The organism is Flintibacter sp. SJQ-8, from assembly GCF_054108085.1.
The window spans coordinates 423,901-447,628 of the sequence record NZ_JBPJWR010000004.1 but is presented as its reverse complement, the minus strand read 5'-3'; the positions used below and the strand labels follow the sequence as shown (position 1 = coordinate 447,628).

27 protein-coding genes are annotated in these 23,728 nt (G+C 58.2%); 23 read left to right on the top strand and 4 right to left on the bottom strand.

What is annotated here, in order from left to right; translation table 11 throughout:
- The first annotated feature begins 85 nt into the window (after positions 1-85).
- From ACSAMP_RS03165 to ACSAMP_RS03150, 4 genes are all read left to right on the top strand, one after another.
- Positions 86-514 carry an NfeD family protein gene (locus ACSAMP_RS03165; RefSeq protein ID WP_457799476.1) on the top strand — a complete coding sequence of 143 codons (429 nt, stop codon included), beginning with the start codon at positions 86-88 and terminating at the stop codon, positions 512-514.
- A 56-nt stretch (positions 515-570) separates the two neighbouring features.
- Entirely contained in the window at positions 571-1,521 is a 951-nt protein-coding gene (locus tag ACSAMP_RS03160; protein WP_457799475.1) for an SPFH domain-containing protein, read from the top strand.
- A 155-nt stretch (positions 1,522-1,676) separates the two neighbouring features.
- The gene (locus ACSAMP_RS03155) at positions 1,677-3,047 is read left to right on the top strand and encodes an MATE family efflux transporter (RefSeq protein ID WP_441794992.1); all 1,371 of its coding nucleotides are present in this window, start codon (positions 1,677-1,679) and stop codon (positions 3,045-3,047) included.
- Positions 3,048-3,225: 178 nt separating this feature from the next.
- On the top strand, positions 3,226-4,152 hold the full coding sequence (locus ACSAMP_RS03150) for a Fic family protein (protein WP_457799474.1): 927 nt from the start codon (positions 3,226-3,228) through the stop codon (positions 4,150-4,152).
- A gap of 200 nt (positions 4,153-4,352) precedes the next feature.
- On the opposite strand, the gene ACSAMP_RS03145 is transcribed toward ACSAMP_RS03150, so the two are convergent.
- Positions 4,353-5,204: an AraC family transcriptional regulator gene (locus ACSAMP_RS03145; protein WP_457799473.1), complete on the bottom strand. Its 852-nt coding sequence runs from the start codon at positions 5,202-5,204 to the stop codon at positions 4,353-4,355.
- A 118-nt stretch (positions 5,205-5,322) separates the two neighbouring features.
- On the opposite strand from ACSAMP_RS03145, the gene ACSAMP_RS03140 reads away from it, so the two are divergent.
- From ACSAMP_RS03140 to ACSAMP_RS03105, 8 genes are all read left to right on the top strand, one after another.
- Positions 5,323-5,961, top strand: a complete 639-nt coding sequence (locus ACSAMP_RS03140) for a DNA-3-methyladenine glycosylase family protein (RefSeq protein ID WP_457799472.1) — start codon at positions 5,323-5,325, stop codon at positions 5,959-5,961.
- An 8-nt stretch (positions 5,962-5,969) separates the two neighbouring features.
- Positions 5,970-6,206, top strand: a complete 237-nt coding sequence (locus ACSAMP_RS03135) for an Ada metal-binding domain-containing protein (RefSeq protein WP_457799471.1) — start codon at positions 5,970-5,972, stop codon at positions 6,204-6,206.
- Positions 6,203-6,556, top strand: coding sequence for an antibiotic biosynthesis monooxygenase family protein (locus ACSAMP_RS03130; protein WP_457799470.1), 354 nt, complete (start codon positions 6,203-6,205; stop codon positions 6,554-6,556). Before ACSAMP_RS03135 ends, ACSAMP_RS03130 begins: the two co-directional genes overlap by 4 nt.
- 2 nt (positions 6,557-6,558) lie before the next feature.
- Positions 6,559-6,963 (top strand): PLP-dependent aminotransferase family protein, encoded by a 405-nt coding sequence (locus ACSAMP_RS03125; protein ID WP_457799469.1) that lies wholly within the window; start codon positions 6,559-6,561, stop codon positions 6,961-6,963.
- A 14-nt stretch (positions 6,964-6,977) separates the two neighbouring features.
- Positions 6,978-7,511, top strand: a complete 534-nt coding sequence (locus ACSAMP_RS03120) for a methylated-DNA--[protein]-cysteine S-methyltransferase (protein ID WP_457799468.1) — start codon at positions 6,978-6,980, stop codon at positions 7,509-7,511.
- A 105-nt stretch (positions 7,512-7,616) separates the two neighbouring features.
- Positions 7,617-8,150, top strand: coding sequence for a class I SAM-dependent methyltransferase (locus ACSAMP_RS03115; RefSeq protein WP_457799600.1), 534 nt, complete (start codon positions 7,617-7,619; stop codon positions 8,148-8,150).
- On the top strand, positions 8,062-9,120 hold the full coding sequence (locus ACSAMP_RS03110) for a site-specific integrase (protein ID WP_457799467.1): 1,059 nt from the start codon (positions 8,062-8,064) through the stop codon (positions 9,118-9,120). The genes ACSAMP_RS03115 and ACSAMP_RS03110 overlap by 89 nt, the downstream gene beginning before the upstream one ends.
- A 324-nt stretch (positions 9,121-9,444) precedes the next feature.
- Positions 9,445-9,903 (top strand): low molecular weight protein-tyrosine-phosphatase, encoded by a 459-nt coding sequence (locus tag ACSAMP_RS03105; RefSeq protein ID WP_457799466.1) that lies wholly within the window; start codon positions 9,445-9,447, stop codon positions 9,901-9,903.
- 55 nt (positions 9,904-9,958) lie between these two features.
- On the opposite strand, the gene ACSAMP_RS03100 is transcribed toward ACSAMP_RS03105, so the two are convergent.
- Positions 9,959-10,903 carry a tRNA dihydrouridine synthase gene (locus ACSAMP_RS03100; protein WP_457799465.1) on the bottom strand — a complete coding sequence of 315 codons (945 nt, stop codon included), beginning with the start codon at positions 10,901-10,903 and terminating at the stop codon, positions 9,959-9,961.
- 67 nt (positions 10,904-10,970) lie between these two features.
- Entirely contained in the window at positions 10,971-11,219 is a 249-nt protein-coding gene (locus ACSAMP_RS03095) for a sporulation transcriptional regulator SpoIIID (protein ID WP_441794996.1), read from the bottom strand.
- A 234-nt stretch (positions 11,220-11,453) separates the two neighbouring features.
- Between ACSAMP_RS03095 and ACSAMP_RS03090 the strand changes: the two genes are divergently transcribed.
- The 3 genes from ACSAMP_RS03090 (at position 11,454) to ACSAMP_RS03080 (ending at position 14,162) form a co-directional block, all read left to right on the top strand.
- Positions 11,454-12,146: a DUF3990 domain-containing protein gene (locus ACSAMP_RS03090; protein ID WP_457799464.1), complete on the top strand. Its 693-nt coding sequence runs from the start codon at positions 11,454-11,456 to the stop codon at positions 12,144-12,146.
- On the top strand, positions 12,112-12,750 hold the full coding sequence (locus tag ACSAMP_RS03085) for a helix-turn-helix domain-containing protein (RefSeq protein WP_457799463.1): 639 nt from the start codon (positions 12,112-12,114) through the stop codon (positions 12,748-12,750). The genes ACSAMP_RS03090 and ACSAMP_RS03085 overlap by 35 nt, the downstream gene beginning before the upstream one ends.
- An 83-nt stretch (positions 12,751-12,833) precedes the next feature.
- Entirely contained in the window at positions 12,834-14,162 is a 1,329-nt protein-coding gene (locus tag ACSAMP_RS03080; protein ID WP_457799462.1) for a hypothetical protein, read from the top strand.
- 118 nt (positions 14,163-14,280) lie between these two features.
- On the opposite strand, the gene ACSAMP_RS03075 is transcribed toward ACSAMP_RS03080, so the two are convergent.
- Positions 14,281-15,141 carry a DMT family transporter gene (locus ACSAMP_RS03075; protein ID WP_457799461.1) on the bottom strand — a complete coding sequence of 287 codons (861 nt, stop codon included), beginning with the start codon at positions 15,139-15,141 and terminating at the stop codon, positions 14,281-14,283.
- A gap of 99 nt (positions 15,142-15,240) precedes the next feature.
- Here ACSAMP_RS03075 and ACSAMP_RS03070 point away from each other — a divergent pair, with 99 nt between their 5' ends.
- The 8 genes from ACSAMP_RS03070 (at position 15,241) to ACSAMP_RS03035 (ending at position 23,669) form a co-directional block, all read left to right on the top strand.
- Positions 15,241-15,918, top strand: coding sequence for a TetR/AcrR family transcriptional regulator (locus ACSAMP_RS03070; protein WP_457799460.1), 678 nt, complete (start codon positions 15,241-15,243; stop codon positions 15,916-15,918).
- Positions 15,919-16,155: 237 nt separating this feature from the next.
- Complete coding sequence (gene pepD / locus ACSAMP_RS03065) at positions 16,156-17,607, top strand: beta-Ala-His dipeptidase (protein ID WP_457799459.1); 1,452 nt, start codon at positions 16,156-16,158, stop codon at positions 17,605-17,607.
- 111 nt (positions 17,608-17,718) lie between these two features.
- On the top strand, positions 17,719-19,131 hold the full coding sequence (locus ACSAMP_RS03060; RefSeq protein ID WP_457799458.1) for a YfcC family protein: 1,413 nt from the start codon (positions 17,719-17,721) through the stop codon (positions 19,129-19,131).
- Between the two features lie 147 nt (positions 19,132-19,278).
- Complete coding sequence (locus tag ACSAMP_RS03055; RefSeq protein WP_457799457.1) at positions 19,279-20,004, top strand: DUF554 domain-containing protein; 726 nt, start codon at positions 19,279-19,281, stop codon at positions 20,002-20,004.
- A 79-nt stretch (positions 20,005-20,083) separates the two neighbouring features.
- Positions 20,084-20,602: an RNA polymerase sigma factor gene (locus tag ACSAMP_RS03050; RefSeq protein WP_457799456.1), complete on the top strand. Its 519-nt coding sequence runs from the start codon at positions 20,084-20,086 to the stop codon at positions 20,600-20,602.
- Positions 20,599-22,137: a hypothetical protein gene (locus tag ACSAMP_RS03045; RefSeq protein WP_457799455.1), complete on the top strand. Its 1,539-nt coding sequence runs from the start codon at positions 20,599-20,601 to the stop codon at positions 22,135-22,137. Before ACSAMP_RS03050 ends, ACSAMP_RS03045 begins: the two co-directional genes overlap by 4 nt.
- A gap of 118 nt (positions 22,138-22,255) precedes the next feature.
- On the top strand, positions 22,256-23,095 hold the full coding sequence (locus tag ACSAMP_RS03040) for a fumarate hydratase (RefSeq protein ID WP_457799454.1): 840 nt from the start codon (positions 22,256-22,258) through the stop codon (positions 23,093-23,095).
- Between the two features lie 16 nt (positions 23,096-23,111).
- Entirely contained in the window at positions 23,112-23,669 is a 558-nt protein-coding gene (locus ACSAMP_RS03035) for a Fe-S-containing hydro-lyase (RefSeq protein WP_441794999.1), read from the top strand.
- Positions 23,670-23,728 lie beyond the last annotated feature (59 nt).

Genomic DNA, 23,728 nt, shown 5'->3' with positions numbered 1-23,728 from the left:
TTAAGAAAGTCCCCATAGCTTTTTTAAGCGGGGCATGATATAATCAATTTACCAAGCTATCAGCTTGAAGGGAAAGGAGGAACGTATGCTTCCTAGTGCGTTTTGGCTCATTGCGTTGATCGTGCTGCTGGTGGGGGAGGCCATCACCATCGGACTTACCTTCGTCTGGTTTGCGGTGGGAGCTCTGGGAGCCCTGATCGTGGCGGTGCTGGGCGGAGCGCTCTGGCTCCAGGTCGTGATCTTCCTGGCCCTGTCCGGGGTGACCCTGGCCCTGGCCCGGCCTGTGTTCGCCCGCTTTTTAAAAACCAGCCACGCCGCCACCAACGCCGACCGGGTCATCGGCCAGACCGCCGTGGTGACAGAGCAGATCGACAACCTCAGCGGAACTGGCCAGGTGAATGTGGCCGGGCAGATATGGTCGGCCCGCAGCGCCCACGATGTGGTCATCCCCCGTGAGACCGAGGTGCGGGTGCTGAAAATATCCGGCGTGAAAGTGCTTGTAGAGGCTATCTGAGTGCATTTCTCGAAACATATCGTTGAAAAGAGAATCAAAATAACAAGGAGGATACTATGGACAACATTATTTCTGCTGCCATGGGCTTGATCGTCATCCTGATCGTGCTCATCATCCTGGGCTCCTGCATCAAGGTGGTGCCTCAGTCCCGGGCCTTCGTGGTGGAGCGCCTGGGCGCCTTCCGCACCGTGTGGGGGGTGGGACTGCACATTAAGGTCCCCCTGTTCGAGCGGGTTGCCAAGAACGTGTCCTTGAAGGAGCAGGTGGTGGACTTCCCGCCCCAGCCCGTCATCACCAAGGACAACGTGACCATGCAGATCGACACCGTGATCTATTTCCAGATCACCGACCCCAAGCTGTATGCCTATGGCGTGGAGAACCCCATGTCCGCCATTGAGAACCTGACCGCCACCACCCTGCGCAACATCATCGGCGATCTGGAGCTGGACCAGTCCCTCACCAGCCGCGACCACATCAACGGCCAGATGCGGGCCATCCTGGACGAGGCCACCGACAACTGGGGCATCAAGGTCAACCGGGTGGAGCTGAAGAACATCATGCCTCCCCGCGATATCCAGGAATCCATGGAGAAGCAGATGCGGGCCGAGCGTGAGCGCCGTGAGGCCATCCTTCAGGCCGAGGGCCAGAAGCAGTCTCAGATCCTGGTGGCCGAGGGCGAAAAGCAGTCCGCCATCCTGAAGGCCGATGCCGCCAAGCAGGCGGCCATCCTCCAGGCCGAGGGCGCCAAGCAGGCCAAGATCCTGGAGGCCGAGGCCGAGGCCCAGGCCATCCTGAAGGTGCAGCAGGCCACCGCCGACGCCATCAAGCTCATCAACGAGGCCGCCCCCGGGGAGGGCGTCATCAAGATCAAGGCTCTGGAGGCCTTCCAGGCCGCCGCCAACGGCAAGGCCACCAAGATCATCATCCCCAGCGAGCTCCAGGGCCTGGCCGGTCTGGCCGCCGCGGGCAAGACGGTGTTCTCCACCGAGGAGCCCAAGGCCGAGTAAGCCCATTTTTACAAATCATTCTTCCGCCCGGACCGCGCCCTGCGGTCCGGGCGGGAATATTTTTTGCCCCCTTGCCAAGGCATCGGCGGGGCATTATAATAGCCTGCACAGAAGACAAAACGAGAAAGAACTTGATGTTTGAGAAAGGACATGCCATGGAAGCAACGCAGCAAAAGCAGCCGCTGGATATGCTGAACGGTCCCATCTGGAACAAGCTGCCCCGATATGCCCTGCCCGTGGCGGCCACGGCAGTGCTGGAGCAGCTGTTCAACGCCTCTGACCTGGCGGTGGTGGGCAACTTCACCGGCGAATTCCGCACCGCCGCCGTGGCGGCAGTGGGGGCCAACAGTCCGGTGATCGGCCTGATCATCAACCTGTTTGTGGGCATCGCCCTGGGCGCCAACGTGGTCATCGCCAACGCCATCGGCCAGCAGGACAGCCGGACCGTCCACCGCACGGTACATACGGCGGTGCTCATGTCCGTCATCGGCGGCATTCTGGTGGCCCTGCTGGGCCAGCTGGCCGCCGGGCCGCTCCTGGGGGCGCTGAACGTGCCGGAGGACGTGCTGCCCTTCGCCCTGCGCTATCTGCGCATCTATCTGCTGGGTATGCCCGCCATATTGCTCTATAACTTCGAGGCGGCCATCTTCCGCAGCGTGGGGGACACGAAGGTGCCCCTCCAGGCCCTGGTGGTCTCGGGTATTCTGAACGTGCTGATGAACCTGTTCTTTGTGGCGGTGCTCCACATGACGGTGGAGGGCGTGGCCACGGCCACGGTGCTGGCCAACGTGTTCAGCGCCATCATTCTGCTGCGGCGGCTGATGATCTCCCCCCTGGACATCCGGGTGGAGCCAAAAGCGCTGCGCATCCACGCCGACTGCATGGGCCGCATCCTGCGCATCGGCCTGCCCGCGGGCATTCAGAGCGCCGTGTTCTCCGTGTCCAACATTGTCATCCAGGCGGGCATCAACAGCCTGGGCACGGTGGTCATGGCCGCCTCCAGCGCCGCGCTGAATCTGGAGCTGATGGCGTATTTTGTGCTGAACTCCTTCAGCCAGGCCTGTACCACCTTTGTGGGCCAGAACTACGGGGCCTGGAAGCTGGACCGGTGCAAGAAGACCCTGGCGCTGAGCCTGCTGGAGGACGCCATCGCCACCGCCGCCGTCATCGCCCTGGTGCTGGGCGCCGGAAAGCCGGTGCTGGCCATCTTCAACAACGATCCCCAGGTCATCTCGCTGGGCTATACCCGCCTGGTCCTGGTGTTCTCCGCCTATATGTTCAGCATGATGTACGAGGTCATGTCCGGCTATCTCCGGGGCTTTGGGATCTCCCTCACTCCGGCTGCGCTGACCACCCTGGGCGTGTGCGGCATCCGCATTTTCTGGATCGCCGTGGTCTTCCCCCGCAACCCCACCTTCCGCACGATCATGTATGTCTATCCCATCAGCCTGTCCACCACCGCCCTGCTCATCTTCCTGGCCCTGCTGTGGTTCCGCCCGGCCAAAAGAGCGGCAGAGCGGGAGTGACGCCCACGACCAAAGCCCTCGGGTCCTGATCCAGGCCTGGGGGCTTTTTGCGGCAAAAATGGGGGAACTGCGGCAAGAAATCGAAGAAAACTGACGGCTTAAATTCTGGATTTTTTGCCGGTAACATGGTATACTATAAAATATGAGCGGCTCATCCCGGCGGAAGGAGGCGGATATTATGGCGGATATGTCCATTGCCCAGGCGGCGGAGAAGTGGGGAGTCTCAGAGCGCAGTGTGCGGAATTACTGTGCCCAGGGGCGGGTACCAGGGGCTTATCTGGAGAAAAAGTCCTGGCGCATCCCCCGGAATGCGGAAAAGCCCAAGCGGGCCGGAAAAGTACAGACACGTACCACGCTACTGGATGTACTGCGGGAGGAAAAGGCGGCAAAGTACCCCGGGGGCATCTATCATAAGACCCAGATCGAGCTGACCTATAACTCCAACCACATGGAGGGCAGCCGACTGACCCACGACCAGACCCGCTATATCTTCGAGACCAATACCGTGGGCGCGGAGCACGAGGCGCTGAACGTGGACGACATTGTCGAGACGGCGAACCACTTCCGCTGTGTTGATTTTATCATCGATCATGCCGGGGCGGCTTTAACGGAGAAGTTTATCAAAGAACTCCATCTTATGCTGAAAACCGGGACCAGCGATGCCGGAAAGAGCTGGTTCGCTGTGGGCGATTACAAAAAAGTCCCCAACGAGGTGGGGGGCATGGAAACGGCCCAGCCGGAGGAGGTACACGCCAAAATAAAAGCGCTGCTGGCGGAGTATCAGGACAAAAAACAGGTCGGCTTTCAGGATATTTTGGATCTCCACGTGCGGTTTGAGCGCATCCACCCCTTTCAGGACGGAAATGGCCGGGTGGGCAGGCTGATCATGTTCAAAGAGTGCCTGAAGCATAAGATCGTCCCCTTTATCATCGAGGACGCGCTGAAGCTGTTCTACTATCGGGGCTTGCAGGAGTGGGACTGGGAGCGGGGCTATCTGACAGACACCTGCCTGACGGCCCAGGACAAATACCGGGCCTATCTGGTCTATTTCAGACTGACAGATATCGCGGAACTGAAAGACGACGTCGACCAAAACGGAGGATAAGATATATGACCAACATTCTATTCGTCTGCCATGGCAGTATCCTAAGAAGCCCCGAAAAAGCCTGTTATATCAATGGTCTTCATCGCTCAAACGGCGCTTACTGCACCACAATTACACCATTTTCAAAAGAGCTTTGATGTGACAAAGTTGAATAGGACTGTCGCTTGACTGCGGCAGTCCTATTTTTTTGACTTCCTATACTAACTTGGTGACATTCCCACCTTTTCTCGGAAGCACTTTCCGAAATGGCTGGTCTGTAAGAACCCCACGCGGTTTGCAATCTCGCTGATTGGCGCATCCGTACTGCGGAGCAATTCCGCCGCTTTGGACAGACGGTATTCCATCAGATATTGATACGGCGCGGTTTGTAATGACGATTTGAAGCAGCGCAGACATTCAGATTTACTGACATGGGCGCTTTCTGCAAGCGTATCTAATGAAATAGATTCAGAAAAATGCTGCTCGATGTAGCGCAGGAATATGGTCATGCGTTCTTCGACCACGTTTTTAGGGGACAGGGCTTGCGGAAGCGTTACAACGCGGCATAGCTCCAGCCACAGTGTGCAAAGGGTGGTCAGGACTTCATAAACGTAGAGCTGCGTTTTCTCTTGCTCCAAATCTGTGAGCTTCTTCAATGCATCAAGAACGTTTCGATTTTCTTTCTGACCTTTTATGTGAAAAATCGGGAAATTATTATTTTCTGTCACCTGACCTACCGTATTGCCCGCCGGACTGCCAAAATAAAATTTTAGAAAATAATCTGGAAATACAAAGCTGTTATAGTGACACAAATTCTTTTTGCGTACCAAATGCACGACGTTTTTATTGATGAATACTCCCTCGCCTGGATGCAGCGAAACGACGGTTTCCAGCGTCACAACTTCAATTTCCCCTGACAGCACATAGATAAACTGCAAATCCTCGTGCCAGTGCATGACCTGAAAGCCGGGATTTCGAGGATAACTGTTGTCGTTTACGATATTGAGTACCAAGTATGGAAAGTCTGTGTTCTGGTTCAGGTTGACGGAATTGATATAGTTTTGCTGTTCCATTATGCATCCTCAAATTGACGTGATTTTAATATTTTCTGGATTGATTCTAATAGTATCGCTCAATAAATTGCGATATAATTATATCGCAATTTGGAAGAAACACAAGAGGGTGAGAAAATTGTATTTTGCATACGGAGAAGCTGAGCTTTCCTATCTGCGGCAGAAAGACAAGCGGCTTTGTGAAGTCATTGACCGTATCGGGCATATCGACCGCTCAGTAGATGTGGACTTGTTTTCGTCCGTCATTCACCACATCATAGGGCAGCAGATCTCCACCAAGGCACAGGCGACCATTTGGCAGCGGATGCAGGATGCGCTGGGCTCTGTCAATGCTGAAACCATCCTGACAACAGGGGTTCCTAAGCTGCAAGGGCTGGGCATGACATTCCGCAAGGCGGAGTATATTACAGATTTTGCCGAAAAAGTCCATACGGGCGCATTTGATCTGAACGCTGTGGAGCGCATGAACGACGAAGATGCGATCCGGGAATTAAGCAGCCTGAAAGGGATCGGTGTCTGGACGGCAGAAATGATCCTGCTTTTTTGTATGCAGCGCCCGGATATTTTAAGCTTCCATGACCTTGCCATCCAGCGTGGGCTGCGTATGGTCTATCATCACCGAAGTATTGACCGCAAGCTATTTGAAAAATATCGCCGTCGTTTCCATCCTTATTGCAGCGTGGCAAGTTTGTATCTTTGGGCTGTGTCAGGTGGGGCAATTCCAGAAATGAAAGACTTTGCGCCCAAAAAGAAATGAGGCCAGATATGACAAGGGAAGATAAAATCATCGCCATGCAGCAGCGGAAAAAAGAATTTGACGGCAAGTTCTATATTGCAGTAAAAACAACTGGCATTGTATGTCTGCCAAGTTGTCCCGCGCAGCCGCTTCCTAAAAATGTCGAGTTTTATGACAGCTATGAAGATGCGATCTGCGACGGCTATCGACCTTGCAAGAGATGCAAACCAGATATATTTTTTATGGAAAGGACAAAATCAACATGAAAAATGTCATTGTTTTATTTGAGGTCACACCCACTAAGGCGGGGATGCAAAAGTATCTTGACCTTGCCGCGATGCTGAAACCTATGCTCTCCGGCTTTGAGGGCTTTATCCGTGCGGAACGCTTTTCCAGCTTAAACGAGGAGGGTAAGCTGCTTTCCATGAATGTCTGGACAGACGAGGCTGCCGTGGAGCGCTGGCGTAATGTTATGCAGCACCGCATGAGCCAGAAAGAGGGACGGGAGAAGCTGTTTGAAAGCTACAAAATCACGGTTTGCTCGGAGATCCGTTCCTACACCGATACTGACCGGGCGCAGGCTCCACAGGATTCCAATGCGTTCTTTGAGGTATAAGTATGGTGGAATATGATTTTTCCACCATGCCAGACCGACGCGGGCATGTGCTGTCCATGCACGCACTGATCGGTGCGTATAGCCCCGAGGGCCGGGCGTGGATGGAGCAGCTCAAGCAGGTATTGGAAACGAATATTGAACTGGCGATCAACTTTTTCCAAAATGAGGTGCAGGGTGTATCGCTTCGCAAGCCGGAGGGAACCTATGTTGTCGTGCCGGATTTTGAAAATTGGTGCAAATCCCATGACAGAACGTTGGACGAGCTGCTGCGCTCCGGCGTCGAGGTTGGCGTTCTCTGGCGCGACGGACGGCAGTTCCACATTCCATACGGCATCCGTCTGGCACTGGGGCTGCCGGCAAAGAAGCTGGAAGAGGCGCTGCGGCGGCTCAAGGACTATGTTTTGTAAAAGGAGTGGTACGGATGGTATCTACATGTCATTATGATTCGCCGCTGGGCGGCATCTTGCTGGCAGCGGACGAAATCGGGCTGACCGGCTTATGGTTTGACGGCGAAAAGTATTTTGCAGATCATCTCCCGTCAGAACACACGGAGCGGGAAACGCCGATTCTTGTTGAAGTCAAACGTTGGCTGGACATTTACTTTGCTGGAAAAGAGCCTGACTTTCTGCCGCCGCTGCACCCCATCGGCTCCGCGTTTCGGCAGTCTGTATGGGAAATTCTTTTACAGATTCCCTACGGAAAGACCACAACCTACGGCGAGATCGCACGGCAGCTTGCCGAAAAACGGAAACTTCCCCGGATGTCCGCGCAGGCCGTCGGCGGTGCGGTAGGACACAATGAAATTTCTATTATCATTCCCTGTCATCGCGTGGTCGGCACAAATGGCAGCCTGACCGGATATGCTGGGGGTATTGATAAAAAGGTGAAGCTGCTGAAGTTAGAACGTACTGATATGACCGGATTTTTCGTGCCGAAAAAAGGAACAGCATTATAATGAAATCTTCCAATGAGGCTCAAATTCAGCATGCCTTTACCCAGCAAGCCGCAGGATTTGAAAGTAAGCGCATGAACTTTTCAAAGCAGGGACTATTTGTATTCTGTGGTACAAAAGATTGTTCCGTCAAAGACCGATGCCGTTTTGGAGGTAGCCGCCGGAACCTGTGCTTGCGGTCGGACGATTGCCCCGTATGCCAGAAATGTTGTTTGTCTGGATATGACACCCGCTATGCTATCCGTTGGAAAAGCAGAGGCAGCGAAAAACCATCTTGACAACATAACCTTTGTGCTCGGCGATGCGGCGGAACTGCCGTTTCTGAATGGCAGCTTTGATATTGTCCTTTCCCGGCTGGCGTTTCATCATTTTCCAGATGTAAAGCAGCCGTTTGCCGAGATGATACGAGTCTTGAAGCCGGGCGGCAAGCTGGTGCTTATCGACATGGAGGCGGCAGAAGAACCTCTGCGGGAAACAGAGGACAGTATAGAGAAAATGCGCGATCCCTCCCATGTCCGTAATCTCAGCGAAAATGAAATGCTGGCGCTATATCGTGACAACGGCCTGTCGGTTTCCTGCTGTGAGGTCACTAAAATGCCGGTGGTTTTGCAGAGCTGGCTATATCAAACAACTGCAAACTGATGTCGAACTACTGTCCGGTGCCGAAACGGATGCTGCAACAAAATCAGCGCTGACGCAGTTGGCAGAGAAAATCCGTTATTCAGATCCTATTTTTGTCCTCAATATCATTAAGAAAGAGGAATTCGGCAAGCGCCGGATTGACAAAGTGAAGCAGTCTGACGCGAAATGCTGGCTGATAAAGTTGCAGCAGGATGGCAGGGGTTACAGCTCCATCCATTCTATCAGGGGTGTTGTCCGACCTGCCTTTCAGATGGCCGTTGATGATGATTTGATACGCAAGAATCCATTTGAATTTCAGCTTGCCACCGTCGTAGGCAACGACAGCGTGACAAGGGAAGCGATTACCAGAAAGCAAGAAAGAGCGTTTCTTGAATTTGTGGCGAGTGACAAGCATTTTTGCAAATACTATGATGGTATCTATATTCTGTTTAAGACCGGGCTTCGGATTTCCGAGTTTGTGGGTTTGACGCTGGCGGATGTGGATATGAAAAATCGAAAGATTAACATTAACCATCAGTTGCAGCGGAAGCGGAATATGGAGTATATCATCGAGGACACCAAGACAAGCAGCGGTACACGGGTTATCCCTATGACGGATGATGTGTATGAGTGCTTCAAGCGCATCATTGCCAACAGGAAAAAACCAAAAGTGGAACCGATGATTTGCGGCAAAAGCGGTTTTCTCTATCTGGATAAAAACGATATGCCGATGGTGGCCCTGCATTGGGAAAAGTATTTCCAGCATATTTGCGAGAAGTACAACAGCATCTATAAAGTGCAGATGCCGAAGATCACGCCGCACGTTTGCAGACATACGTTCTGCTCGAACATGGCAAAAAGCGGAATGAACCCCAAGACGCTTCAATACATCATGGGTCATTCTGACATTGGCGTGACGCTCAATACTTATACGCACATCGGATTTGAGGATGCGCAGGAGGAATTGCAGCGAGTAGCCAATGCTGAGTAGTTACTACTTTTCGTGGTAGAGGGAGTTCAGCGGGTATGCGATACGGCAAAATATGAAAGCGGCAGAAAATTCCCGGTACAATCCGTACTCTTGTTGCAGGGCAAGGATTTACGGCAAAGCTCTGCCATAGAATTTCGCCATATATCGCAGAAAAGGGCCAGTAGTAAAACACGATTTTAGGCTCAATTTACTACTTGTTGTACTACTTTTGTTGGCAAAGATGTGCGAATTTATGCTACGATATGCCAAGTGAACGAGCATCGGACCATTTGAGAAAATGCCTGAAAATCAAGGAAAATCAGTAAATTCAAGAGGTTTAGATAGATGATAAAAATACTTTTCGTGTGCCATGGCAACATCTGCCGCAGTCCTATGGCGGAGTTTGTGATGAAGGATCTGGTGGAGAAGGCGGGGCTGGGGGAGCGGTTCCATATCGAGTCCGCTGCCACCAGCCGGGAGGAGATCGGCAACCCGGTCTATCCCCCCGCCCGGCGGAAGCTGGCCGAGCACGGCATCGGCTGTGAGGGCCACGCCGCCCGGCAGATCACCGCCCGGGACTATCAGGACTTTGACCTGCTCATCGCCATGGACAGCGCCAATCTGCGGAACATGCGGCGATTTTACGGCGGGGACCCGGCGGGCAAGATCCACATGCTGCTGGACTACGCGGGCCGCCCGGGGGAGGAGGTGGCCGACCCCTGGTACACCGGGGACTTTCAGGCCACCTGGCAGGACGTGTCCGCCGGATGCGCCGGGCTGCTGAAGCAGTTGACGGAGAACTAAACAGAATAAGACCCGGCCCGGGGACCTGACAGAACAGGCCCCGGGCCGGGTATTTTTAAACTTTTTCTGCAAGAAAGGGGTGGGCGAACAGCTCGTCCACGGCGCTCTCATAGGCGGGGGAGGCGTCCGCCTTGCGGATGCGCTTGAGGGGCTTTTCCGGCTGGTCGAACAGGCCGGAGAGATAATTCCACAGCTCCTTCATGTGGAACACGGTGTTCCGCTGGCTTTTGAACACATCCAGATAGGTGTGGTAGAGCTCGTCGTGAAAGGCCCGCAGCTCCTGCCGGGTGAGGGCTGGCCCACCCTGGCAGCGGCGGATCAGGGCCGGGTCGGCCAGCAGTCCCTGCCCCAGCATCCAGTGCCGGACCTGAGGGAAGCGCCCCTGCATGGCGGCGCAGTCTTCCGGGGTGCGCAGGCCGCCATTATAGCACATGGGGCCGGGATAGACCTCCAGCGCCCGGGCGAAGTAGTCCGGCCGCACCGGCTCCTTGTAAAAATCCTGGCGCACCCGGGGGTGCAGGATGAGCAGGGAGATGGGATAGCGGGCAAAGCGCTCCAGCAGGGGGAAGATCTCCTCCGGGTCCCGCAGCCCCAGGCGGGTCTTCACGGAGATCTTGCCCCGGGCGGCGGAGAAAATGCCGTCCAGAAAGCGGTCCAGCCCCTCTAAGTCGGCCAGCATCCCCGCCCCCTTGCCCTTGGCCGTCACCGTGCCGGAGGGGCAGCCCAGGTTCAAGTTGACCTCGTCATAGCCCATGGCCCACAGCTCCCCAGCGGCCCAGTTGAAGTCCCCGGCGTTTTTGGTCAGCAGCTGGGGCACGGCGCAGTAGCCTACATTGCGCTCCGGCGCGATGTTCCGCAGCTCCCGGGGGGTGAACACCCGGTCCTGGGTGGGGGTGATAAAGGGCATGTAATAGCGGTCTACCCCGGGGAAGTGCCGGTGATGGACGGCGCGGTACTCCGCGCCTGTGATCCCCTCCATGGGGGCGAAGTAATACTCCACAGACGATGTTCCTTTCGCAGTCAGCTTTTTCCCCATTATACCCGCTGCCGCGCCCCCGGACAAGGCTTTACTGCCCCTTATATTTCCGCCGGGTGGCGATGCCCCCCCGAATGTGCCGCTCGGCCTTGTTCTCGTCCAGCACCTGCTTGACCTGCAAATAAAGCGGACGGTCAAACCGGGGCAGGCGCTCGGAGATATCCTTGTGGACCGTAGACTTAGAGATCCCGAACCGCCCCGCCGCCGCCCGGACGGTGGTCTGGTTTTCGATGATGTACAGCGCCAGCCGCTGGGCCCGCTCCTCCATGTTTCCCTTCACAGCATAACACTCCCCACGCCCTGCTGCCAGTTTGGCAGAGCCAGATGTGGTTCATGTATATGTGCTGAGGGGCTGCATCATAACCGCAGGAGAGCCATTATAAATCGTTTTACGATTTATAACCGCAAAATGATGTTGCAAATAAGATTTTACGGGCAACAGGATATGTCATCCAACGCAAGATTGACTTTCTATCACTTTGGTGATACTTTAGAAGAAAGGAGGCGGAAGCAGATGGAGCAGCACATTACGATTTTTCACGGTTCGGAAAAAATTGTAGAGCAGCCGGTGTTCGGCGCGGGGAAGAGGAACAATGATTTTGGCCTGGGGTTCTATTGCACCGCCAGCGAGGCCCTGGCGAAGGAGTGGGCCGTTTCTTCTCTGCGGGACGGCTTTGTCAACCGCTATACCCTGGACACAGAATATCTAAATATCTTGAATTTGAACAGCCCGGACTATACCATCCTCAACTGGATCGCGGTCCTGGTGGAACACCGCCTCTTTGCCATTAAAACGCCGGTGGCGCGGCGGGCGAAGCGATATCTGATCGACCACTTCGGCGTGAATGTAAACTCCTATGACCTGATCACCGGCTATCGGGCGGACGATTCCTATTTCGACTATGCGGAGTCCTTTTTGAACAACGGCATTTCCGTGGAGCAGTTGGCACAGGCCATGCGGCTGGGGAAACTGGGGGAGCAGATCGTGGTCAAATCGAAGTTTGCCTTTTCCAGACTGAAGTTTGAAGGGGCTGCCGCCGCAGAAAAAGAGCGATATTATGCCCTGCGCAAGGCCCGGGATGACGAAGCGAACCGGTGCTATCTGGACATGCTGGAAGAGGAGAGCGACGGCCTGTACATCCAGGACATCATGAGGGGAGGCATTGGGAACGATGATCCGCGCATACCAAGAAATCTATCTGAGTAACGCGCAGGCAGCCCTGGGCGACGCCTTTGACTATGCGGTGAATGTCTGCCAGATCCCGGGGGAGGACTTTGTGATGCTCTTCCTGGTCAGCTCGGTGAGCAAGCGCATGGAGAACGGGGAACCGGCCTGCCTGGCGGGGAAGAGCGGGATCGAGCTGGCCATGCAGGTCCTGGAGGAGACAAAAGGCCAGACCGACCTGCCGGAGCCTGCGGAGCGCTATGGCCGTTCCCGGGAATATTGGGTCGGCTGGGGCGTGGCCTATTACCAGTGGTATTCCGGGCGGAAATACAGCGAGATCTTCCAGGTGTTTTCCTTTGGGGACTTTCAGAAAATGTATGACGTCCTCCACGAAGCCGACGTCAGCAAATTCGTGGATATCGTGGACGCCAGGGTGCGGGAGCATTTTTCGGAGACGAATCTGAAGCGCATCCGAACGACCTATGGCTGTACCCAGGCGGAGCTTGCAGAGCGCTCCGGCGTCAGTCTCCGGTCCATCCAGATGTATGAGCAGCGCAACAAGAACATCAACAGAGCCAGCGGGGAGAGCCTGTATCGGCTTTCGAAAGTCCTGGGCTGCACCGTGGAGGATCTGATCGAAAAATAGCCCTTTTGAACCGCCGCTTCAATGTCCTCCCGCCCTTTCGGTGCTATACTATAGCAAAGATATATCCCACGGGAGGGCTGTGAATGGGAACTTTTTCGTATTTTTTGGGTGAGATCGACATCCCGGAGGAGGACCGGGCGGAATACGGGCGGCAGGCCCTGACCATGCTGCGGGCCGGGGGGATGATGTCGCTGGACTGGGTCCATTTGCACGGGAAAAAATTCTGTCTCCTCTTTCCCCCGGAGCTGAACGACAAGGGCGAGGCGTCGTTCCACTATAACTACCTGGATAACGAGAGCGGGGAGACCTGGGGTCTGAGTGCGGCGGCAGGGTGCTTTGGCGGCGGAAAGATCGGCGGGAGCTGCTTTTATGACACGGTCCTGGCGGTGGAGGTCCTCACCTGTCTGTTCTCCAAGACCTACAGCGCGGTCACGGTGGACGGGCGGCTGATCCGGGAGGAGCCATACATCCGGTGGCTCAACGGCGTGCTGGGCACAAGCTATACCAACTGGCGGGCCACCCAGGTTTGGACGCTGGAAAAGCTGCTGCACGAAGAGGAGCGGGACAACAGATATAACCGGAACCTGTTTGCGCTGGGGGGCCATGTCCCTGCGGAATGCGTGGACATCGAACAGGCGGAGGCCTATCTATCGGCCTGCCATTTGGACGAATTTATGCAAAACCTGATGGCCGTGCGGGGGGAGGACGGCCAGCAGACGGGGGAGGAAGCGCCAGAGGCATTGTTTTTTCAACTCTTACAGGAGAACCTGAAGGAGTATCATCGGCGAGGGGGAGACTTAGAGGAGGCAAAAAAGTGTCTGGTGATGACGGCGGAGGAGCGCGGCGCCGCAGCGAAGGAGCAGGACAGGATCCGGCTTCTGTTTCTGGCCAGATTTGTCCCGACGACGGCCGCCGTCACCATGACGGCAAGGGAATTTGGCGTAGACTTCTGGTCTATCTGGGACGAGATCGGAGAAAATATCCCCGATGAGCGGGGGACCCAGCCCCGGCCTGCAAAGCCCTGCCCGCCTGTGACCCCCATGGCCGACACCCGCAGAATGCTGGAACTGGACGGGGACGACATGGCCTATTACTGGACCCCGGACGCCCTGTTCCGGTTTTCTGAGAAGATGACCGCCTGGATGAAAGGCCTGCGGGCGGAGCTGGACGGCGTCGGCGAGACCATCCCTGCCGGGGCCTTTCTGTCCACCCTGGCCGTCGGCATCGCCGGGGGCGACGGGACCTTCTTCCGGGACGCCTTTTACGAGTTCATCCACCGCCAGGACGAGGAGGCCGTGCAGAAGGCGGTGCTCCTCCTGGGCCGCATGGGACAGCGGAAGGACGAACACATCCGAACATACATCGCCATCCTGGGCAACCCCATCCTGCGGGAGCGGGTGCTGGGGTTCTGAAAATTGCCAAGTCCCCGGAACAGGCAGCTGACGTGCGCCTGTCCCGGGGACTTGGCTGTTTCATTTGTGTAAATTTTCAGGGAACAGCTTGCAAAGTGGGGATATCATGTTAAAATAATCATGATGGAATTTTCGATTCCTGTCCCTGGGCAGAGAACACCGTGTCCATGACCATGCCCAGCAGAATGATGCACAGCCCGGCCATCACCATGAAAGTGGGGTACTCCTTCAGGAAGAGAGCCACCCACAGGGGCCCAAGGATCATCTCCCACAGGGCGATAACAGAGGCCTTTTGGGCAGAGACCTGCTGTACCCCGATATTATAGCAGCCATAGCCCAGACCCACCTGGATTACGCCCAGCACCAGCATCATCGCCCACTCCACCGCCGTCATTTCGGCCAGACCGGACAGGGCACTGGGGAAGAGGAGAAATACCAGCATCCCGGTGAACGCATTGGCCAGGGCGGTAAGGCCCAGGGGGTTGGTCCCCGCCGCCCGCTTAGAGCTGACTGTCAAGCAGGCGAAGAACACGCCCTCTGCCAGGGCAAACAGGTTGCCCGCCTGGCTGGCCCCATCGGTGCCGGAGCACATAAAGCACACCACCCCCAACGAGATGACCAGCACCGGGAAAAAGGCCCGCAGAGTGAAGGGCTTCTTTTGCACCAGTCCCAGCAGAAACAGCCAGATGGTCGCCGTGTACTGCATTCCGACGGCCACCGGGGCAGAGGTGAGGGACAGGGCCAGAATGACGCTGACACACAGCCCGGTATAGGAGCAGACGTACATCAGCATCCACCTGTTCCACCGCAGCTGCTTGGGCCGGATGGTGGGCAGCAGGGCGACGGCCGCGATGACCGAGCGCAGCCCGCAGATAAGCAGGGCATTCAGCGTCAAAAATTTGACCAGCGGCGAGTTCAGGCTCCAAAACAGCGCGCCCAGAAAGACCATGATCCCGCCAGAGCAACGAAAACGACCCATGTGAGATGACCTCCAATATGACCTAGATTATTTTGTAATCACGATTATAAAATGACCTGGGTGATTTGTCAATCATTTTGGAAGAGGAGATTTTTGAATATGCAGCAACCAGACAAGGCATTGGACAACAAGTTGACCATAAAGCGCAAGCGCATCATGTCCTATTTTATCGAGGCCGCGGAGAAACTCATCCGCACCGAGGGGCTGGATGGCCTGTCCATCCGCAAGATCGCCGGAGAGGCGGGCTATAACAGCGCCACCATCTATAATTACTTCAATGACCTGGAGCAGCTGGCCCTGTTTGGCTCGGTGTGCTATCTGCGGGAGTATGTGGCGATGCTGGAACAGGAGTGGAAGCCGGACATGCGGGCCATCGACCAATACCGGACCATCTACCACTGCTTCAACTGCTGCGCCTTCCGCTCCCCAGAGATCTATTACAATATGTTCTTCGGTAAATACAGCCACCGGCTGGGCTCTGTGCTGAAGATGTATTATCAGGAGCTGTTCCCTGGGGAGCTGGACCACCTGAGTCCCCAGATGCGGCAGATCATGATGGGCGGGAACATGCTGGACCGTGACCGCATTACCATGGAGAAGATGGTGCAGGAGGGAGACGTGGCCCCGGAGAAGGCGGAGGACACCATGGAACTGATCATCGCCCTGCATCAGAGTTTCATCTATGAGGCGGTGCTGGACAAGGAGCATTTTGACATTCAAGCCCGCAGCAGACGATTTGACCAGCTGTTCGAGTATCTGCTCGCTGCGGCAAAATAAACAAAAATCTAAGGGCCGACGGGGACATTTCCCCGCATAAGGGGTCGTTCTGTTGAGAACGGCCCCTATTTTTACGGTTTTTTCCGGTATTAGGCTGTCAAAACTGTGTATCCTGCCTGAAAGCGAACTTTACAAAACGCTATTGACAAACGACTTCTGTTAAAATATAATCCTGATTATAAAATAATCTTGTTAACATTTTAAACCGGAGCAACGTGACGTTAGGAGGAGTTTATTATGTCAGCAGCCACAGAGGCCCTTTGCAACCATCCTGTGTTTCGCTTTTTCCGTGTCATCAGCGACATCCCCCGCCCCAGCAAGCACGAAGAGCAGATCAGTCAGTTTCTGTTCCGCTGGGCCCGGGAACGGGGGCTGGAGGCAGAGCAGGACGAGAAGCTGAATATCCTGATCCGCAAGCCCGCTACCCCGGGATACGAGGGTGCCCCCGGGATCATGCTTCAGGCCCACATGGACATGGTGTGTGAAAAGGCGCCTGAAGCAGAGCACGACTTTATGAAGGACCCCATCCACTGGGAGTTGGACGGTGACATCCTGTCCACCGGCAGACGGACCACCCTGGGTGCCGACGATGGCATCGGCGTGGCCATGGCCATGGCGGTGCTGGACGACGACACCCTGAGCCACCCCGCACTGGAGGTGCTGTTCACCACGGCGGAGGAGGATGATTTTTCCGGTGCTGAGCACTTTGACGTGAGCAAGATGACGGCCACGCGCCTGATCAATCTGGATCACGCCAACGAAAAGCAGATCCTGTGCGGCAGCTGCGGCGGGATCTCGGCAGAGCTTACCGTGCCCATTGCCTCCGGCCCTGTGCCAGAGGGATGGAGCGCCTTTGAACTTGCGGTAGACGGTCTCCACGGCGGCCACTCCGGGGAGGACATCCACCGGGGCCACGGCAACGCCACCACCCTGCTGGCCCGGGTGCTGCTGGCTCTGAGCCAGTCCGGCGAGATGAAGCTGGGCCCCGTGAAGGGCGGTACCTTCCGCCTGGCCATCCCCCGGGAGGCCAAAGCGGTGGTGTGTATCCCCCAGGAGCGGGAGCAGGAGCTCACCGCCCTGGTGGCTCAGCAGCAGGAGACGATGCGCCGGGAGCTGTCGGCCACAGGGGACAAGATCACCGTTCAGGCCAGGCCCACCCAGAAGCCGGAGTGGTGCAGTCAGCCAGACCGCTTTTTGGCCGCCCTGCTGCTGGCACCCGACGGCATCTATCAGATGAACGAGACGCTGGTGGGCCTGGTGGATACCTCGGACAACATGGGCGAGTGCTATCTGGATCAGAACGGGCTGCGCCTGGTCTTTGAGGTCCGCTCCGCCCGGGACAGCCTAGCCGACTATCTCTGCCAGCGCATCCAGCAGCTGGCCCTACTGCTCAACGGCCAGTGTCAAACGGATTGCCGGTATCCCTCTTGGGACTTTCAGCCCGACTCCCCTCTGCGCCAGGCGGCGGAGCAGGTGTACGTTCGTCAGTTCGGTCATGTACCGGAGTACCTCACTGTCCACGCCGGACTGGAAGTGGGTCTGTTCTCCCAGTACAAACCGGATCTGGATGCCATCGCCATCGGTCCGGACTGCTGGAATTTCCACTCCCCATCGGAACAGGTCAGTGTCTCCTCCACCCAGCGGGTATACGACCTGCTGCGAGGCATCCTGACCGAGTGCCGGGTATAACTCCCCGCCGCCTTACACGGCAGCGCAGCGCGTATTTTGGGGGGAAGATATCTCTATATTGAAGGAACGATAAGGAGCAATAAGAAGCAATGCAATAAGGAGAAGATCAAAATGGGAGAGAAAAAGAAAAAAGAACTGAAAGCCGTAAACCCGATGCTGTTCCTGGTGGCGATCATCCTCATCGTGGCGGTGGCCTCGTACATCGTCCCCGCCGGCAGCTACGACCGAGTCTATGACGCGGCGATCGACCGAGAGATCGTAGACCCCAGCAGCTACCACACCGTAGACCGCAATCCGATTTCCCTGTTTACCCTGCTTATGTCCGTGTCCCTGGGCATTCAGAACGCCGCCTATATCATTGCCTTCCTGCTGGTCATTGGCGGTATGTTCGCCATCCTGAACGGCACCAAGGCCATCGAGACCGGAATGGCCAACGTGGTTCGGGCCATGAAGGGCAAAGAGCTGCTGATGATTCCCGTGTGTATGCTGGTCTTCGGCTGCGGCTCCGCCTTCTGCGCCAACTTTGAGGAGTTCCTGGCCTTCGTTCCCCTGGTCCTGGCCTGCTGTCTGGCCATGGGCTTCGACTCGCTGACGGCCGTAGGTATCATCTTCTGCGCGGCGGCCTCCGGCTACGGCGGCGCCATCACCAACGCCTTTACCACCGGCGTGGCCCAGAGCATTGCGGGCCTGCCCATGTTCTCCGGCATGAATCTGCGTGTGCCCCTGTTCCTGTGCCTGCTGGCGGTGAGCATCTGCTACGTCACCTGGCACGCCCGCCGGGTGAAGAAGAACCCCACCCTCAGCTCCACCTATGAAATCGACCGGATCACCGCCCAGAATCTGACCATCGACACCGAAAGCGGTACCCCGCTGACCACCCGGCAGAAGCTCACGCTGGTGGTGTTCATCATCGGTCTGGCACTCACCGTGTGGGGCATTGTCAACCTGGGCTTCGGGATCGACGAGCTGTCCGGCATCTTCCTGGCCATCGGCATCATCGGCGGCCTGGTGGGCGGCCTGCGTCCCAGCGAGATCTGCGACCACTTCGAAAAGGGCTGCGGCAATATGCTGTTCCCCTGCCTGATGATCGGTCTGGCCAACTCCGTGGTCATCCTGCTTCAGGAGGCCAACATTATGGACGCCATCATCCACTTCCTGTCCAGCCTGCTGAACGGGCTGCCCCCCACTCTGGCTGCCTGCGGTATGTTCGTGGTACAGGATCTGTTCAACGTGCTGGTTCCCTCCGGTTCCGGTCAGGCCGCCATCACGATGCCCATTATGGCTCCCTTGGCTGATATGCTGGGTATCACTCGCCAGACCTCTGTCCTGGCCTTCCAGCTGGGCGACGCCTTCACCAACGTGATGGCCCCCACCGGCGGCGAGATCCTGGCCGCCCTGGCCATGTGCGGCGGCGTGTCCTTTAAGAAGTGGGCCAAGTACCTGTTCCCCCTGTTCCTGATGTGGTGGGTGGTGGCCTTCATCTTCCTGGCCATCGCCGTGCAGATCGGCTACGGCCCCTTCTGATATCCCCCGCGTTTCTCTATCGTCTTACCCCCCCTTCTTTCCGGCCCCGCCGTCCTGGATAAACAGGACGGCGGGGCCCTTTTGCGCTTTTGACAAGGACTTTGCCCACCGCTATAATGGGAGAGACTTAAAAAGGAGTTGTGTTTTATGATGGGACTGGGGACGCTGGCCAATGTGCTGGCCATTCTGGCCGGGGGCGGGCTGGGGCTGCTGCTGAAGGGCGGACTGCCGGAGCGGTGGCAGGGGGCCTTGATGCGCACCATGGGTCTGGCCGTGGTGTTCATCGGCGCGGCGGGGGCCATGCCCGGCCTGCTGCGGGCCGAGGGCGGCGCCCTGGCCGGGACGGGGGTGAAGGACACCCTGGGCATGATCTTCGCCCTGGCCCTGGGCACGTTAGTTGGGGAGTGGATCGACTTGGACGACAAGATGGAACGCCTGGGGGCCTGGCTGAAGGCCAAGGCGGACCGGGGCGGGGACAGCCAGTTCGTCCAGGGCTTTGTCACCGCCTCCCTCACCGTGTGCATCGGGGCCATGGCGGTGGTAGGATCGATTCAAGACGGCCTGTCTCACGACCCGTCCACCCTGCTGACCAAGGCGGTGCTGGACTGTCTCATCGTCATGGTCTTCGCGGCGACCTACGGCAAGGGTGCCCTGTTCTCCGCCCTGCCCGTGGGAGTGTTTCAGGGCAGCATCACTTTATTGGCCGGACTGCTGGCCCCGGTGTTCAGCCCGGCGGTGGTGGACAACCTGTCCTTTTTGGGGTCCATCCTCATCTTCTGCGTGGGGGCCAACCTGGCCTTTGACACCAAGCTGCGGGTGGCCAATATGCTCCCGGCCCTGGTCTTCGGCGGCCTGTGGACCACATTTATTTGAAAAATAAAAAATATTCCGTGGGATAGGGGCCGCTGGGGCGTATATACAGGCAAAGAGAGAAGAACAGGAGGTGAGCCGGATGGCCGCTGTCCCCCGTCACGAGGAGATCGAGGCCCTGCTGGAGCGGCACGGGCCCATGATGGCCTATGTCGTCCGGGGCATTTTGTCCGACCCCCACGAGCAGGAGGAGTGCCTGGCTCAGGTGCGCGCCAGGGTGTGGGAGCGGTGGGAGAGCTATGACCGGGAGAGATCCTCCCCCGCCACCTGGCTCACCGCCCTGTGCCGCAACGCGGCCTATGACCGGCTCCGCGCCCAGGCCCGGCAGCGGGAGCGGAGGGGCACCCTGGACGAGACCGTGGCCGATCCCGCTCCCGGCCCGGAGGAGGTCCTGCTGCAAAAGGAGCGGCTGGAGACCCTGTCCCGGCTGCTGAGCGCCATGAGCGCCGGGGACCGGGCGCTGTTTTACCGGAAGTATTATTACTTGCAGTCCACCCAGCAGATGGCCGCCGAGCTGGGCACCACGGCCCGGGCGGTGGAGGGGCGGCTGTACCGCATCCGAAAAAAGCTGCAAAAGCAGATGGGAGGGGAGCTTGCATGACCAACGACTCCTTTGACCGCGCCCTGATGGACCAGATGGGCCAGCTGCCCCCCGTTCCAGGGGAGCTGGACCTCTGCACCCCCTGGCACAGCGCCGTGGGCCGCATTCTGTGGGGCCTGGCCCTGTGTACCTTCCGGCTGGAAGTGTTCTATCTGCAATATCTCCTGCCCCTGCTGGGGGCCACCCTGCTCTATCTGGGCTATCGCTCCCTCCGCCGGGAGAACCGGTGGTTCCACCTGGGCTGGATCATGGCGGGGATACACCTGGCCGTCCAGATGACCGTGCTGGTGCTGGGGGGGACCCCGGTGCTGGATCGGATCGGGGCGATCCCCTGGCTGAACTGGAGCCTGACCTGGGCCTTGCAGGCCGTGAATCTGCTCATGCTCCTCTCCCTGCGCCAGGGCAGCCGCACCGCCTTCGCCCTGCTGGGTGGGGGAGAGGGTGACGAAACGCCGCCACGGGACTGGCTGGGCCGGGGGCTTGTGGCCTATGTGATCGCCATCGCCGTGGCCCTGTGGTGCGAGCTGGACCCCTGCACCGAGCCCGCCATGCTGGGCGTGACCATCACCAACGGCCTGGTCTATTATGGCCGGAGCATCGCCTTTATCATTCTGGAACTCTATCTATTGTGGTGCATCGCCCAGGAGCGGGATGTGCTGTCCGGCCGGGGCTATGCCATCGCTCCCGCGCCGGTGCGGTTGTCTGGCCGGACGGTGCTGGGTCTGGTGCTGGCCGTCACCGTTGCGGCCACAATACCCGCCCTGTGGCTGAGCAGCCGCTGCTTCGTCGGTCCCGCCGAACCTCTACCGGAGCTTTCCGCCCAGCAGCAGGCCGCCGCCCAGAACCTGACCGCCCTGGGGATGGACGAGAGCCTGGTCCAGGCCCTGTCCCCGGAGGAGCTGGACCGCTGCGCCGGAGCGGTGTCTGTGAAGCAGGCCCAGCGCTTTCAGAATGGGGAGGATGTCCCGGAGCGCCAGACTCTGGAGGACGGCACCGCCGGGGAGCTGTCCGCCTATCTGGTGGAGCTGTCCGACGGCCAACTCCGGTGGTACTACTGGTTCGACCTGAAGGAGATGCCCGGGCAGCGCATCCAGGAGGTCTTCACCGTGGACCCCAGCGGCAACTACCAGGCGACGGACTACGCCGCCCGGCTGCTGTGGGACGTGGACGGGGAGACCCAGGCCGTCCTCCCCCAGGTGAAGCTGGCCGGGGGCAAGACCGCCGAGGAACTGTCCGAGTGGGGGCGCTTCTTTGCCAGCCTGGAGCTGGAGCGCTTTGGCTACAGCCACTATTCCCCCTGGTTCCCCTTCTCTGTGCCCCGCGACGCCCAGCAGGCCCGGGGATACTTGGCCTACACCGCCCAGGTGCCCGATTGGGAGGAGTACACCGGCGATTTCGCCTATGCCTTCCTCCACCACCAGATCCACTGGCTGCGCTATCCCTTCCAGAGCGTCCAGGCCCTGGGCGGCACGCAGGCCGTGCAAAACAAGGGCATCGCCAGGACGCTGTGGACGGGAGTTCAATACTATCCGTAAAGTTCTGTCAAAATAATTCAGTTTGGAAAGCATGACCGGCCCCGGTCATGCTTTCTTTTTGCATCATTCTCTGCTACAATAGGACCTATCAAACCCAAAGAGAAAGAGGGAGAACTGTATGCGTACCATCACCGCTGCCGCCATCACGGACACGGTGGCCCGGCTGTGTATCCAGGCCAACACCCACCTGCCCGAGGACATTGTGGCCGTCCTGGACCGCCGCCGGAAGGAGGAGCCCTGGCCCCTGGCCAAGGAGACCCTGGGCCTGCTGTGGGACAACATGGAGCTGGCCGAACAGAAGGACCTGCCCATCTGCCAGGACACGGGCATGGCCTGCGTCTTTGTGGAGCTGGGCCAGGACGTCCACATTGAGGGGGACTTTGAGCAGGCCGTTCACGAGGGGGTCCGCCGGGGCTATGGGGAGGGCTATCTCCGCAAGTCCATCGTGGGCGACCCCCTGCGCCGGGTAAACACCGGGGACAACACCCCCGCCGCCATCACCCTGCGCCTGGTGCCCGGAGACAGCTGCGTCATCACCGTGGCCCCCAAGGGCTTTGGCAGCGAGAACATGAGCCGCCTGGGGATGCTCAAGCCCGCCGACGGGGTGGAGGGCGTGAAGAAATTTGTGCTGGACACCGTCCGCCAGGCCGGACCCAACCCCTGCCCGCCCATCGTGCTGGGCGTCGGCGTGGGCGGCTCCTTTGACAAGGTGGCCTATCTGGCCAAGCACGCCCTGCTGCGGCCCATCGACCAGCCCAATGCCGACCCCTATTACGCCCAGCTGGAGGGGGAGCTGCTGGAGGAGATCAACGCCATGGGCATCGGCCCCCAGGGCTTTGGCGGCCAGACCACCTGCCTGGGGCTGTCCATCGAGGCGGCCCCCACCCACGTGGCCGGGCTGCCGGTGGCGGTAAACGTCAGCTGCCACGTGACCCGCCGGGCCACGGCCAAGCTGTGAGAGGGGAGGAGTTTTCATGCAATATCATCTGACTACCCCGGTGACCCGGGAGGACCTGGCCCCGTTAAAGGCGGGGGACACGGTGCTGCTGTCCGGCGTGGTGTACACCGCCCGGGACGCGGCCCACAAGCGGCTGATGGAGCTGCTGGACGCTGGAAAGCCCCTGCCCTTCCCCCTGGAGGGCTCGGCCATCTATTACGTGGGGCCCACGCCGGAGCGCCCCGGCCAGGTCATCGGCTCCGCCGGACCCACCACCAGCGGGCGCATGGACGCCTATTCCCCCCGGCTGCTGGACCTGGGCCAGTCTATTATGATCGGCAAGGGCGCCCGGAACCAGGCCGTAAAAGATGCGGTGGTGCGCAGCGGGGCCGTCTATCTGGCCGCCCTGGGCGGGGCCGGGGCCCTGATGGCCGCCAGCGTGGAGAGCCTGGAGGTAATTTGCTGGGAGGACCTGGGCTGTGAGGCCGTCCGCCGCCTGGAGGTGAAGGACTTCCCCCTCACCGTGATTTTGGACGCCCACGGGGGCGACCTGTATCAGGCGGGGCCGGAGGCCTATCTGGCGGCGCAGAAATAATTTAGAGACCAAAAGATGCAAAAGAAGACCAGGAAGCTGTGGCTGCACGGCTTCCTGGT

Excerpts from the sequence above, each read along its gene's own strand:
- ACSAMP_RS03045 (WP_457799455.1), top strand. The coding sequence starts at position 20,599 with ATGACCAACGACTCCTTTGACCGCGCCCTGATGGACCAGATGGGCCAG.
- ACSAMP_RS03080 (WP_457799462.1), top strand. The coding sequence starts at position 12,834 with ATGGGAACTTTTTCGTATTTTTTGGGTGAGATCGACATCCCGGAGGAG.
- ACSAMP_RS03150 (WP_457799474.1), top strand. The coding sequence starts at position 3,226 with ATGGCGGATATGTCCATTGCCCAGGCGGCGGAGAAGTGGGGAGTCTCA.
- pepD (WP_457799459.1), top strand. The coding sequence starts at position 16,156 with ATGTCAGCAGCCACAGAGGCCCTTTGCAACCATCCTGTGTTTCGCTTT.
- ACSAMP_RS03155 (WP_441794992.1), top strand. The coding sequence starts at position 1,677 with ATGGAAGCAACGCAGCAAAAGCAGCCGCTGGATATGCTGAACGGTCCC.
- ACSAMP_RS03075 (WP_457799461.1), bottom strand. The coding sequence starts at position 15,141 with ATGGGTCGTTTTCGTTGCTCTGGCGGGATCATGGTCTTTCTGGGCGCG.
- ACSAMP_RS03105 (WP_457799466.1), top strand. The coding sequence starts at position 9,445 with ATGATAAAAATACTTTTCGTGTGCCATGGCAACATCTGCCGCAGTCCT.
- ACSAMP_RS03040 (WP_457799454.1), top strand. The coding sequence starts at position 22,256 with ATGCGTACCATCACCGCTGCCGCCATCACGGACACGGTGGCCCGGCTG.
- ACSAMP_RS03070 (WP_457799460.1), top strand. The coding sequence starts at position 15,241 with ATGCAGCAACCAGACAAGGCATTGGACAACAAGTTGACCATAAAGCGC.
- ACSAMP_RS03090 (WP_457799464.1), top strand. The coding sequence starts at position 11,454 with ATGGAGCAGCACATTACGATTTTTCACGGTTCGGAAAAAATTGTAGAG.
- ACSAMP_RS03035 (WP_441794999.1), top strand. The coding sequence starts at position 23,112 with ATGCAATATCATCTGACTACCCCGGTGACCCGGGAGGACCTGGCCCCG.
- ACSAMP_RS03060 (WP_457799458.1), top strand. The coding sequence starts at position 17,719 with ATGGGAGAGAAAAAGAAAAAAGAACTGAAAGCCGTAAACCCGATGCTG.
- ACSAMP_RS03120 (WP_457799468.1), top strand. The coding sequence starts at position 6,978 with ATGGTATCTACATGTCATTATGATTCGCCGCTGGGCGGCATCTTGCTG.
- ACSAMP_RS03125 (WP_457799469.1), top strand. The coding sequence starts at position 6,559 with ATGGTGGAATATGATTTTTCCACCATGCCAGACCGACGCGGGCATGTG.
- ACSAMP_RS03050 (WP_457799456.1), top strand. The coding sequence starts at position 20,084 with ATGGCCGCTGTCCCCCGTCACGAGGAGATCGAGGCCCTGCTGGAGCGG.
- ACSAMP_RS03135 (WP_457799471.1), top strand. The coding sequence starts at position 5,970 with ATGACAAGGGAAGATAAAATCATCGCCATGCAGCAGCGGAAAAAAGAA.
- ACSAMP_RS03055 (WP_457799457.1), top strand. The coding sequence starts at position 19,279 with ATGATGGGACTGGGGACGCTGGCCAATGTGCTGGCCATTCTGGCCGGG.
- ACSAMP_RS03130 (WP_457799470.1), top strand. The coding sequence starts at position 6,203 with ATGAAAAATGTCATTGTTTTATTTGAGGTCACACCCACTAAGGCGGGG.
- ACSAMP_RS03160 (WP_457799475.1), top strand. The coding sequence starts at position 571 with ATGGACAACATTATTTCTGCTGCCATGGGCTTGATCGTCATCCTGATC.
- ACSAMP_RS03165 (WP_457799476.1), top strand. The coding sequence starts at position 86 with ATGCTTCCTAGTGCGTTTTGGCTCATTGCGTTGATCGTGCTGCTGGTG.
- ACSAMP_RS03085 (WP_457799463.1), top strand. The coding sequence starts at position 12,112 with ATGATCCGCGCATACCAAGAAATCTATCTGAGTAACGCGCAGGCAGCC.
- ACSAMP_RS03145 (WP_457799473.1), bottom strand. The coding sequence starts at position 5,204 with ATGGAACAGCAAAACTATATCAATTCCGTCAACCTGAACCAGAACACA.